The sequence below is a fragment of the Helicobacter sp. T3_23-1059 genome, assembly GCF_053654515.1.
In genome coordinates, this window is the sequence record NZ_JBSIUV010000056.1 from 1 (window position 1) to 10,884 (window position 10,884).

The following is a 10,884-nucleotide window of genomic DNA, read 5'->3' on the forward strand; positions in this document are numbered from 1 at the left end:
GTTTGCTGGTGTTTCTTCTGTGATAATCGTAAGATATTACAATCGCTCAATATTGATTTGTATTGTCTGCCTTACTCCCATAAAACCCCCATAATTTTTATTACACACATAAAACAAACGAAAATTATAGCAAAGGCTATATAAGTTTTGCATAAAATCCGCTTCGTAACAAAGTTACATTGTATTTTTGCATAATTTGTGATAATAGCACAAAAATTTTAAAACTCTTTTAAGGTTTAAAATTTAAAGCAAGGCGATTGCAAAATCTTAAATGATTTTGCCAAGCGCAATAGTATTTTTTGCAAGGCGCGACTTGATTAGCGATTTTGCGAAGCTAGATTTGAAGTAGCGATAGCGATTTTGCGAAGCGCGATTTGATAAGTCAAACAATATAAAACAAATTCAACAACAAAGGAAAGACAATGCAAAGACGAAATTTTGTGAAATTTTTAGCCCTAAGTCCTGCGCTTTTAGCGACAAATACAAGCGCAAATCCGCCACAATCTCGCATAGATTCTCACGCAGATAAATCTAGCGCAAATCTAAGCCCAAATGGCGTAGCCTCAATCATTGATATAGATAAATGCGATGGGTGCGAAAATCTCGCCACTCCCGCGTGTGTAAGCGCGTGCAAAGAGAAAAACGCGCATAGATTCCCCGAGCCTATTACTGAAATACCTGATTATTTCCCGCGCAAAGTCAAAGAGGATTACTCTCAAAACCGCGATGACATAAGCCGTCTCACACCTTATAATTTCACCTTTGTAGAGCGCGTAAATGTCGGTGGCAAGGACATCTCAATCCCACGCCGTTGTATGCACTGCGATGACCCCACCTGTCAAAAAATCTGCCCATTTGGCGTGATAGGCAAGGATAAAAATGGTGCGGTGGATATTGATGAGGAGTTTTGCTTTGGCGGAGCGAAATGCCGTGATGCGTGTCCGTGGGGGATTCCACAGCGACAAGCAGGGGTTGGAATCTACCTAAAAATCGCCCCAAAACTCGGCGGTGGCGGGGCAATGTTTAAATGCGATATGTGCAAAGATTTGCTCTCACAAGGGCAAAAAACCGCCTGTCAAACAAGCTGTCCTAAAGACGCGCTCATCTTTGATGACAAAGATAAGATTTTAGTGCGTGTAGCAGGAGCAAGGGCGGAGGGCAAATATATCTATGGCGATAGCCAAAATGGCGGGACAAGCACATATTACATTTCAAGCGTGGATTTTAACGACATAAATTCTGCAATCGCGCATAAATACGGCATAAATGAAAGCGAATTTAATGGCAAGACGCAAAAAATGGGGCGTCCGCACTTAAATATAGATGTGCCAAATTTTATCAACGATGATAGCGCACTAGTCAAATCCGTGCTTTTAGCTCCTGTGGCAGGAATCATCGCTGGGGCAATCGCTGTTAATAAAAACAAAAAAGCCCAAAAAGCTACGCAAAATAGCACGAATCTTGCGCAAGATTCACACCAAAATCCAAAATCAACCAAACTAACATCAAAGGATTCATAATGAAAAAATCACACATTACAATTCAGAGACAAACCTTGCAAAATCGTATCGTGCATTGGGGAATCGCCATAAGCACCTTTAGCCTCATTATCACAGGGCTTTTTCAGCTCCCCATTGCGAAGCGATATATGATAAACGAACTGCCTTTAATGGCGTGGAGCGGGGATTATCACATAAGCCTTATGTCGCATTATATCGGTGCAGTGGGCTTAGTGGTGTTTGTGGCGTTTCATTTGTATTTTCACATTGCACGGCGAGAGTTTGACATTTTCCCCAAAAAAGGGGATTTTAAGAAATCTGCGCAAATCATCAAAGCAATGCTTTTAGGAGGGCAAGAGCCACCGAGCGAAAAATACTTGCCCGAGCAACGATTAGCTTACGCATTTATCGGTGGTGTGTTGCTACTGCTAGTTATCACGGGCGCGATAAAGACTTTTAAAAATCTCGCAGGGTTTAACCTAAGCGATAGCGTGTATTTTTGGGTGGCACAACTGCATAATTTGGGCTTTGCGCTTATCATTTTTGGCATTATAGGGCATTTGGCGGCTTTTATTTTTAAGGCAAATCGCCCGCTTTTAAGCGCAATGTTTAGTGGAAAAGTGAGCGCGGAATATGTGCTTCATCGGCATTCTTTGAGCAAAGAGGACTGCGAAGTGGCAAAAAACGCGCTAGAAAATCAAACATTAAAAACAAATAATATGGAGGCAAAAAGTGGTAAATGAAAATCCAAACAAACGCGATTTAAATTCTGAATCTAGATTTGGCAAAATGAGCGCAAATGCACAACTTTCCCCCTCCCTTGCGGAGGGGGACAAAGGGGGTGGGTTAGATAGTGCAAATGTGCGCGAATCTAGCGAATCAAAAAGCACACAAATACATTCCAAACTCGCCCATTTCCCCATAATGCTCTTTGCAACCGTAATGGGAATCGGTGGCTTGGCATTGGCGTTCAAAAAGGCAAGTGTGGCGTTTGGTGCAAATGCGGATTTTATCGATTCAAGCGCGAATTTCGCGCAAAATCAAATTCACACCCAAAATCTCACAAGTTTTAGTGAAATCTTTGAGTGTGCAAGTGTAATTTTAGGCTTTGCAAGTATGGGGATTTTCGCGCTTTTGCTCGGAATCTATGGGCTAAAAATCGCCACGCATTTTGCAAGTGTGAAAGCTGAAGCTACCCACCAAGTCAAAATCAACTTTCTCTCCGCTGTGCCTATCGGTGCGCTTATCATCATCACATTTTTAGGTGCGTTTGGGAGTGAATCTGTGCTTTTCGCGCTACAAATCACCTTTTTTATAAACGCGTTTTTGCAACTCATTTTAAGCATTTATGTCATCAATTTTTGGTTTGGCAATGCGATGAAACGGCACTTGCTAAGCCCTGCGTGGTTTATCCCTATCGTTGGCAATCTAATCGTGCCTTTGGCTGGGCATTCTGCCAAAATCAACCCCGAATTTTCGCTTCTATTCTTTGCAATCGGGTGCTTTTTTTGGCTCATCTTAACCGCGCTCATGACCTCACGGCTAATCTTTGAAGAGAGTTTGGATAGCAAATTTTTGCCTACGCTTTTTATTTTTATCGCACCGCCTAGCATTTTTGTGGTGGATTTTGTCGCACTTTTTGGAGGACACAGCGCATTAAGCCTAGTGGCGTATTTTATCGCGCTCTTTTTTATGCTACTAATGCTAAGTTTATCAAAAGTCTTTACGCGTCTAAATTTCGCACTCTCTTGGTGGGCTTTCACATTCCCGTTGTGTGCGTTTAGCATAGCGAGTTTTGAAGTGTTTGTGGGATTTGGCACACCGCTTTACGCGCTCTTTGGAATCTTTGGGCTAATCTTATCAACCTTTGCGGTGCTTTTTGTCGCGTATAAAACACTTGTAGCGATGAGCAAAGGCAAAATCTGCGTAAGCCGGAGTAAAGCTAAATCGATTATGAAATCGCTCTTAATGTGGGATTTTCATACATTTTTTGTATTTCGCTAAACTCACTTCCAAGTAGGCAGTTTTCTAAACTCCGCTGTGAAAATAAAAATCGCCCATCGCAGACAAACCCTAGCTCTCTCCAATCCACATTATTGAGCATTTCACAGAGTTTTTGCAATGTCGTGCTATCCACGCTAAAGCGCGGGAAAATCGCCAACACCGAGCCATCATAGGCATTGCATTTATGCAAGAAAAAGGGCTTTTTATTGCGTGTCTTGCTATTGACATAGATTCGTGGCAATTCGCTTTTATGATAGTCCCTCCCCCATTCCCACCAATTATGCTCATCAAATTTTTTAATCTTACGCGCTTTTAGTTGCGCTTTACATTCTACCAAATACGCGCAATTCTTGCCAAAATCCCCATAAATCATTTTCTTTGTCTTGCCACTTTTAGCGGTGTGTGAGCAGACAAAATCCATATTGCCAAATTTTTCATTTGCATAGATTTTATCCGCGCCACTCACCGCGCCCACTTTGACAAAAAATAGCGTGTTAAAGGGGATTTCATAGCGTTTGCGCGTAAAAATTATCTGCCCACTAACGCAGTTAAAAATCTTTTGTTCGCGCAAATCTTGCAGATTTTGGCAATCACACTTGCGCGAAAAATCACCCTTTTCAAACCGCCAAATAATGCAGTTTGGCTGAGCGTGGCTAAAAATCCGCTTATCGCCTAGCTCCACAAAATCCGTGATAGTGCCTTGCTCATAAAGAAAGGCGTTTAATCGCACACTCGCCGTGCTTTTTAGAAAATCGCGTGGCGTGATAAAGATTAACTCGCCCTTGTCGCGCAAATGCAACACGCATTTATAAATAAAAAAGAGATAGAGATTTGTGCGTTTATCAAACATATCGCTAAAAGGCTTTAGAAGCGACTTTGTAGAATCTAGTATGTCTTGGTAGCGCACATAAGGGGGATTGCCGATGATTGTGTCAAATTTTTCGCTCACGGGGTAGGCAAAAAAGTCGGTATGCAAAATTTTTGAATCTGCAAGGATTTTGCTATCAATCTCTATGCCTATTGTATTGCTTGGCAAATGCGTGAAAAACGCGCCATTACCACAACTTGGCTCTAAAAATCGCGGATTTTCTGTTTTCTCCACGCTACGCACAAGTTTTAGCATAGTAGCGACAATATTTTGTGGCGTGAAAACCTGCCCTAATTGTGCGACATTCAAATCAGATTCACGATTCACAAAAATACCTTTTATATGAGAGATAGGCATCAGCACGGAGTTTTAGCGATTTTTCAAACGCGTCTAGCAAAAACTCTTTTGCGCTATCAAAATCGCGATTCACTATTTCGCGGTTTGCGTCCCATTTTGCTTGAAATGGCAGATTATTACCATTTGGCATAATATCTTTTAAACCTTTTAGTGAAGTAGCAAAAATATCATTTGGATTATTTTTATTTACAATCAAAAAATAATAATCTTTGGAATTTTCTTTTAAATTTTTATGTAATTCGTTAAAATAATTATCCCAATGCACATAATTATTAAATGGTGGAATCTCCCTGTGAGCGCGTAATAAATGCCTAGTTTGCAATTAAGATTATCCGTAGTGTGCGTTGTGCTAACCTTGATATTAACAGGATAAAACTGCCCATTTTCCGTAAAAGAAAAATCCACCCAATCGCGCATACTAGGGCGATTTATATCAAAATTTGCCTCCAAAAGATTAAAAATCTCATCTTCGTTAAACGCAGAATCGATTCGCCCATCTCGGCTTCTTTGGCTTAAATGCAGATTTTGGGTGCGTAAAAAATCTACCATTTTGTTAAGCAAATGTGGGAAGTGTGGCACATTTGGTGCAAAATCCATAACAATCCTTAAAATGTTTTATATGCGTGATTATAGCCAAGTTTAAAAGAGATTTTCAAACTTATAAATTATGCGGGGGCAAAACACTAAAATACTTCCAAATGCGACTTTGTTGCAAACAATTTTTGCGCAAAATCTTACAATGTGGCTTTAAATTTTAAACTTCAAAATAAGGAGACAACAATGAGTAATGTAGATAAAAGTATTCGGCTAGCAATCGCTACGATTTGGATATTTGCCTTTGGATTTGTGTGTGAGAGCTGGTGTTGGCTTGTGGGATTAGCACCGCTTCTAAGCGCGGTGTATGGGTATTGCCCGCTATATAAACTCCGCGAAAACTGCCCACTATGCAAAAAGGGCAAATGCGAAGTCAAAAAGTAGGATTTTTGCGCGAAGTTTGGGCGAGATTTTATACTTAGATTCGCGTGAAATTTATGCGAATTTTAATGGTTTATGAGATTTTGCGTGAATCTCAAAATGGCTTTATGCAACGATTTGCACAAATCTAAAACCACACATTTAGCTTTTTGTATTTGCGTAAAATCTAGTGCAAATTTGGCGCAAATATCAAATGACTTCACGCTAAATCCACCCAAAAACCTCACGCCTTTGATAGCAACTTTAATCCCACCACGCCTATGAGTATGAGCGCGATGCAAAGGATTTTTATCGCGCTTACTTGCTCTCTAAATACCACAAACCCCACGCAAGATACGATAACTAGCCCCACTCCAGCCCAAACGGCGTAAGCTATGCTTAAATCGATAGTTTTTATCGCTTGATAAAATATCGCAAAACTCACCACCATAAGTAGCACAAAGCCTACAATAAATATTTTGCTACCACTTATCGCGGAGTATTTTAGCGCGGTTGCCGCGCTCACTTCGCATAAAATCGCAAATGATAAGATTATCCACGCATTCATTTTTGCCCCTTTTGATTTGATATTTCTTGCTCCAAAGTTTGGCTAAATGCGACTTCAAAATCCTTAAAAATTTCGATAAGTCGCTCTAACTTTTGCGCCCCTAACTTTTTATAGACTTTTTTCTCAAATGCCACATATTTTGCGATGATTTTTTCGGCGTAAGATTCCCCGCTTGGCGTGAGATTTATAATCTTTTCGCGTTTGTCATTTGGGCTTTGTGATACCGCTATAAAGCCTTGTTTTTGCAAAGATAAAATGACATTATTTATCGTTTGTTTGGGCATTTCGTAGCGTTGCATTATGTCTTTTTGTGTGTGAATCTCACTTACCAAAAGCGCGTGCAGGACTTTAAAAAGATAGCCATTTACCTCTTGCAGAGTTTCAAGTCGCCCACACAAGCCATTTATCCTATAATACAGCCTATGAAACTCGTAGATTTTGGATTCGCTAATCTCTTTTTTCATTGCTTTTCCTTGTAAATTTATTTGCGTAAATTAGTATTTATAGGGACGAATTATAGTCTTTTTAGGGACTAATGTCAAGAGAGAAATGCAAGATTTTGGATTTCATTTTAGATTTGCATAAAGTTTGCGTGAATCTATAATGTGGATTTGCTAGGCAGGGTTGTGTAGTAAATCTTTAAAATTTAAATTCTAAAGCGGCATCATAAAGCAAAAACGCGACTCTAAGTCAAGGGCAAATGCAAAATCTTGTCAAAATTTGCATTTAAAAACTTGTTATTTTTATAATCTAGGAAAAGATTTTTCTTCTCTGCATAAGTTACCGCAGTATTTTTCCAATAGATTTTCTATGTTTTTGTGGTAAGTAGGGCTATCATACATAATAAGGCACGATTTTAATGACTTGATGTCGTTTGTATATGCGCGGATTTCATCAAAGATATTTTCATCTATACCCTCAAAGAAAACATATTCTTCCACAAGGCAACCCCACTCTTTGCTATCACCAGGACCAAGCTTATAATCCCAAAGCCAACCTTTAGTGCGTTTGACATATTTTTTACTACTACCAACTTCATCGCCATTAAAATCCATAGGACATAATCTATTATTCACTATACATTCATCCTCATCTTTGTAAACAATTTCGCCCTTATCCAAATCAAAATAAGAAGACTTAAAGCAGTCCGTCCTCTCTTGTTTGGTGTATGCTTTTTGCTCTAGTGAAGCTATGCAATATGAAAGTCCATATTGTTTAAGTTCTTTTACCCTAAAATCCCAATCCACATCCCACCACTGCTTCCCATACGCTACTCCTATGCACAGCGCACAGCACAAAATACATTTTTTCATCATTAGAGCATCCTTGTATTTAACTTTATGTAATGGAGCATTTTGGGTCAGTTTGCCAAAAATGAAATTCACTAAATATGATTTGTGCTTGCTCGACTAATTCAGTTAGCTTGAAGTTATTATCTAAAAACCTATTGCCATTCCACAATGTCGTGTGTCGATAGGCTTCTCCATTAGGTTTTATGCCTTTCATTGCTACGATTCCTTTTATGTTGAGTGCTTCAAATTCTGCGAGATATTCTCTTTGTTTTTCATTGTTTTTGATAAGAATATCCTCTGATTTGCCTTTGACTAAATTGTCCTTTAGTGTGCTAAATTCCTGTGTTTCGCCCCAATTATCGCTTAAAAGGGTTATTATATCATCTACTGAGGTGTAATATCTATGATTATCGCTCCCTAGCCAATATGATTTCCCATCTACCATTTTTTTCATACTTTTTATAGGCACAGGACTTTTATTTAGCGCATAGCATACGCGCATAGCACAAGTATCTTTGTATCTCTCTTTATATTCAATATAATTGTATAGTAAATTTCCACCTACAAGGGCATATCTTGCGCCTATATAGTTCATTTTTTCAGTCTCTTCTTCTAGTTGTCGTGCAAATTTATGATTTTGCAATAGATTGTGTTTTTTGCCATAGTTATAAAGCTCTTGCCTGAATTTAGCGCGTAATATTTTCTGTTTTGACGAATTTTTCTTAAATGTTTCTTCCGCAAGTGAAATATCGGTATATTGTTTTTCCAAGCTTGATAAATTCGGTCTTTGCACTTCGATAGAGGTGCTTACTCCATTGCAAGTTGCAGTTACTATGTAGCCCATTTTTACTCCTTGCTTTTGTCATCTGCCTTAGGTTTTTCACAAGTGTTGCAATATTTTTTTAATACGCTTTCCATATCGTATCTGCCGTAATATATGCCATTACCATCGTAATATCTATTAAAGCATACATTTGTAACCATATATGGTTCGTTAATTGTTTTATCAATGTCTGCCCTTATTTCATCAAAGATTCTCTTATCTAGCTTGCGCAAAAGTTTTTTATTTTGCACGAAGCAATCCTTTTTGCACAATCTAGGCTCTTGCTGATACCTGCTTCGCTCTAGATTTGCTACACAATAAGAGAGTGCGTATCGCTTCAACTCTAGCACCGTAGAATCCCAATCTAGCGCACATACTTGCCCAAAGCAAAGTAAGGGCATAGTAATCATTAGCAAAATTTTATAACGCATCATCGCAATCCTTTTAGAAAATATCATTCTAACTCATTTTATGAAAATCTTTCTGCGATTTTATGCTCTTTAAAAATATGTTGGGTAAATCTTTGTATGGATTTGTTGAGAGATATTGCTTGAAACATTCTCATTTTATGCGCGTATTGATAAAAAATTACAAGTTTTTAGCGTTTTTGCCAAAATAATATGCTACCATTTTGCCATTCCACAACAACTAATTAGGAGGCAAAAATGAGAGAAATTGATTGTGCCACAATCGCACAAAGCGTGGAGAAACTCTGCATTCAGGCGTGCTGTGTGCAGACAGATGACATAAAGGCAGCGTTTAAAAAAGCCCAAGAGAGAGAGACTTCGCCACTAGGGCAAAGCATACTAGGCAAACTTGTCGAAAATGGCAAGATTTCAGAGCAAACGCTAGTGCCGATTTGCCAAGATACGGGCTTAGCGGTGGTGTTTGTCGAAATCGGGCAAGATGTGAGAATCACAGGCGGATATATCGAGGACGCTATCAATGAGGGCGTGAAAAATGGCTATGTCAATGGTTATTTACGCAAAAGTGCCGTAGCTGAGCCACTCTTTGAGCGCAAAAACACCACAAACAACACCCCAGCAATAATCCACACGCGCATCGTCAAAGGCGATAAATTGAAGCTAAAAATGGCTGCAAAGGGCTTTGGGAGTGAAAATAAAAGCATACTCAAAATGCTAGTCCCAGCCGATGGAATCGAGGGCGTGAAAAAAGTCTTTACCGAAGCGGTGAATCTCGCAGGACCAAATTCTTGTCCGCCTATGGTGATTGGCGTGGGAATCGGCGGGACTATGGAAAAAGCCGCAATGCTTGCCAAAGAAGCCGCCGTGCGCGAAGTGGGTAGCCACAATAAAGATGAACGCTACGCAAAGCTAGAGGACGAACTGCTAGAAATCGCCAACGCTTCAGGTGTGGGACCACAAGGGCTTGGAGGCAATACAACGGCGTTTGCGGTGAATGTCGAGTGGTATCCTACGCACATAGCAGGGCTTCCTGTGGCAATCAATATCAACTGCCACGCCGCAAGACACGCAGATATTGAACTATAAATTTGACAAAGGGGACAATATGGAAATCAAAATCAAAGCACCATTCACAAAAGAGGAAGTAGCACACTTAAAGGCGGGGGATAATGTCCTAATCACAGGGCAGATTTTAGTAGCGAGGGACGCCGCGCACAAAAGGCTTTTTGAAGTCGTCCAAAATGGCGAGAAACCCCCTGTGGATTTGACAAATCAAACTATTTACTATATGGGACCTAGCCCAGCCAAACCGGGCGAAGTCATCGGCGCAGCAGGACCGACTACAAGCGGGCGAATGGATAAATACACACCGCTTACAATGGAGCTAGGCATAAGCGGAATGATAGGCAAAGGCTACCGAAACCAAGCCGTGATTGACGCTATCATCAAGCACAAAGTCGTGTATATGGTGGCTATCGGGGGCGCGGGTGCGCTCATCGCACAAAGTATCAAAAAATACGAAGTGCTAGCCTACCCAGAGCTAGGACCTGAAGCGATTGCGAGGCTTGAAGTAGTGGATTTCCCCGCTATCGTGGCAATCGATAGCAAGGGAGTGAATTTCTACGAAATAGGACAAGCGAAGTATAAAAGAGCGTAGTTTAAAACGCTTTTTACTAGCTTTCAAAAATGCTTTAAATAGCTTTTAGTGGAAATTGCAAACGCTTTTAGCAATATCTTTTAAGATTTACATTAAAAGCAGGATTTTGCAATAAACGCTAGATTTTGCACGACGCAAGTGGTGCAAAAAGAGTTTTTACGCGTGCAGATTTTTGCCTTGTTTGATTTTTGTTTTTCTCATTTTGTTTTTGTTTGATTTGACTACAAAATTTTTTGCGTTTTGTCATACTCAAAATTTAGACAAAGCGCAAATCTTAAAATCTTTAGATCATTTGCAAATATCTCTCTAAAGTCTAAAGATTTTAGAGAGATATTAGATTTAGGTTCAACCCACCTTAAGTGGTTGATTTCTTATCATTTTTAGTAAGATTTTATACAAATCTTGCTGTTTAATTTGAGTATTATACCTAAATTCTG

Annotated in this window: 13 protein-coding genes and 1 pseudogene; 6 read left to right on the forward strand and 8 right to left on the reverse strand. The window is 39.7% G+C overall.

Annotation, left to right across the window (positions count from 1 at the left end; translation table 11 throughout):
- The first annotated feature begins 422 nt into the window (after positions 1-422).
- From ACWIX0_RS11425 to ACWIX0_RS11435, 3 genes are read left to right on the forward strand one after another with little or no spacing between them, the layout of a single operon-like run.
- Complete coding sequence (locus ACWIX0_RS11425) at positions 423-1,520, forward strand: 4Fe-4S dicluster domain-containing protein (protein WP_454174121.1); 1,098 nt, start codon at positions 423-425, stop codon at positions 1,518-1,520.
- A complete protein-coding gene (locus ACWIX0_RS11430; protein WP_454174122.1) occupies positions 1,520-2,242 on the forward strand; it encodes a formate dehydrogenase subunit gamma in 723 nt (240 codons plus the stop codon). The genes ACWIX0_RS11425 and ACWIX0_RS11430 overlap by 1 nt, the downstream gene beginning before the upstream one ends.
- Positions 2,232-3,503 (forward strand): SLAC1 anion channel family protein, encoded by a 1,272-nt coding sequence (locus ACWIX0_RS11435; RefSeq protein WP_454174123.1) that lies wholly within the window; start codon positions 2,232-2,234, stop codon positions 3,501-3,503. The genes ACWIX0_RS11430 and ACWIX0_RS11435 overlap by 11 nt, the downstream gene beginning before the upstream one ends.
- Here the strand turns inward: ACWIX0_RS11435 and ACWIX0_RS11440 are convergent.
- Together ACWIX0_RS11440 and ACWIX0_RS11445 are read right to left on the reverse strand one after the other, a co-directional pair.
- Complete coding sequence (locus tag ACWIX0_RS11440; protein WP_454174133.1) at positions 3,451-4,626, reverse strand: Eco57I restriction-modification methylase domain-containing protein; 1,176 nt, start codon at positions 4,624-4,626, stop codon at positions 3,451-3,453. The two genes, ACWIX0_RS11435 and ACWIX0_RS11440, sit on opposite strands and share 53 nt — an antisense overlap.
- A gap of 61 nt (positions 4,627-4,687) precedes the next feature.
- Positions 4,688-5,325 (reverse strand): annotated as a pseudogene (locus ACWIX0_RS11445) (restriction endonuclease).
- A 183-nt stretch (positions 5,326-5,508) separates the two neighbouring features.
- On the opposite strand from ACWIX0_RS11445, the gene ACWIX0_RS11450 reads away from it, so the two are divergent.
- Positions 5,509-5,706, forward strand: coding sequence for a YgaP family membrane protein (locus ACWIX0_RS11450; RefSeq protein WP_454174124.1), 198 nt, complete (start codon positions 5,509-5,511; stop codon positions 5,704-5,706).
- A 62-nt stretch (positions 5,707-5,768) separates the two neighbouring features.
- Here the strand turns inward: ACWIX0_RS11450 and ACWIX0_RS11455 are convergent, their stop codons facing one another.
- The 6 genes from ACWIX0_RS11455 to ACWIX0_RS11480 form a co-directional block, all read right to left on the reverse strand.
- Complete coding sequence (locus ACWIX0_RS11455) at positions 5,769-5,921, reverse strand: hypothetical protein (protein ID WP_454174125.1); 153 nt, start codon at positions 5,919-5,921, stop codon at positions 5,769-5,771.
- Positions 5,922-5,926: 5 nt separating this feature from the next.
- Entirely contained in the window at positions 5,927-6,250 is a 324-nt protein-coding gene (locus ACWIX0_RS11460; RefSeq protein ID WP_454174126.1) for a DMT family transporter, read from the reverse strand.
- A complete protein-coding gene (locus ACWIX0_RS11465; protein ID WP_454174127.1) occupies positions 6,247-6,714 on the reverse strand; it encodes a MarR family winged helix-turn-helix transcriptional regulator in 468 nt (155 codons plus the stop codon). Before ACWIX0_RS11465 ends, ACWIX0_RS11460 begins: the two co-directional genes overlap by 4 nt.
- A gap of 279 nt (positions 6,715-6,993) precedes the next feature.
- Positions 6,994-7,566, reverse strand: coding sequence for a hypothetical protein (locus tag ACWIX0_RS11470; protein ID WP_454174128.1), 573 nt, complete (start codon positions 7,564-7,566; stop codon positions 6,994-6,996).
- A 22-nt stretch (positions 7,567-7,588) separates the two neighbouring features.
- Positions 7,589-8,386, reverse strand: coding sequence for a T6SS effector amidase Tae4 family protein (locus tag ACWIX0_RS11475; protein ID WP_454174129.1), 798 nt, complete (start codon positions 8,384-8,386; stop codon positions 7,589-7,591).
- Between the two features lie 2 nt (positions 8,387-8,388).
- The gene (locus ACWIX0_RS11480) at positions 8,389-8,799 is read right to left on the reverse strand and encodes a hypothetical protein (protein ID WP_454174130.1); all 411 of its coding nucleotides are present in this window, start codon (positions 8,797-8,799) and stop codon (positions 8,389-8,391) included.
- Between the two features lie 231 nt (positions 8,800-9,030).
- On the opposite strand from ACWIX0_RS11480, the gene ACWIX0_RS11485 reads away from it, so the two are divergent.
- Both ACWIX0_RS11485 and ACWIX0_RS11490 read left to right on the forward strand, forming a co-directional pair.
- A complete protein-coding gene (locus ACWIX0_RS11485; protein WP_454174131.1) occupies positions 9,031-9,876 on the forward strand; it encodes a fumarate hydratase in 846 nt (281 codons plus the stop codon).
- Between the two features lie 19 nt (positions 9,877-9,895).
- Entirely contained in the window at positions 9,896-10,447 is a 552-nt protein-coding gene (locus ACWIX0_RS11490) for a Fe-S-containing hydro-lyase (protein WP_454174132.1), read from the forward strand.
- The last annotated feature ends 437 nt before the right edge of the window (positions 10,448-10,884 follow it).

Coding starts and splice junctions, on each gene's coding strand:
- ACWIX0_RS11430 (WP_454174122.1), top strand. CDS start 1,520: ATGAAAAAATCACACATTACAATTCAGAGACAAACCTTGCAAAATCGT.
- ACWIX0_RS11485 (WP_454174131.1), top strand. CDS start 9,031: ATGAGAGAAATTGATTGTGCCACAATCGCACAAAGCGTGGAGAAACTC.
- ACWIX0_RS11440 (WP_454174133.1), bottom strand. CDS start 4,626: ATGCTAAAACTTGTGCGTAGCGTGGAGAAAACAGAAAATCCGCGATTT.
- ACWIX0_RS11480 (WP_454174130.1), bottom strand. CDS start 8,799: ATGATGCGTTATAAAATTTTGCTAATGATTACTATGCCCTTACTTTGC.
- ACWIX0_RS11465 (WP_454174127.1), bottom strand. CDS start 6,714: ATGAAAAAAGAGATTAGCGAATCCAAAATCTACGAGTTTCATAGGCTG.
- ACWIX0_RS11490 (WP_454174132.1), top strand. CDS start 9,896: ATGGAAATCAAAATCAAAGCACCATTCACAAAAGAGGAAGTAGCACAC.
- ACWIX0_RS11425 (WP_454174121.1), top strand. CDS start 423: ATGCAAAGACGAAATTTTGTGAAATTTTTAGCCCTAAGTCCTGCGCTT.
- ACWIX0_RS11460 (WP_454174126.1), bottom strand. CDS start 6,250: ATGAATGCGTGGATAATCTTATCATTTGCGATTTTATGCGAAGTGAGC.
- ACWIX0_RS11475 (WP_454174129.1), bottom strand. CDS start 8,386: ATGGGCTACATAGTAACTGCAACTTGCAATGGAGTAAGCACCTCTATC.
- ACWIX0_RS11450 (WP_454174124.1), top strand. CDS start 5,509: ATGAGTAATGTAGATAAAAGTATTCGGCTAGCAATCGCTACGATTTGG.
- ACWIX0_RS11470 (WP_454174128.1), bottom strand. CDS start 7,566: ATGATGAAAAAATGTATTTTGTGCTGTGCGCTGTGCATAGGAGTAGCG.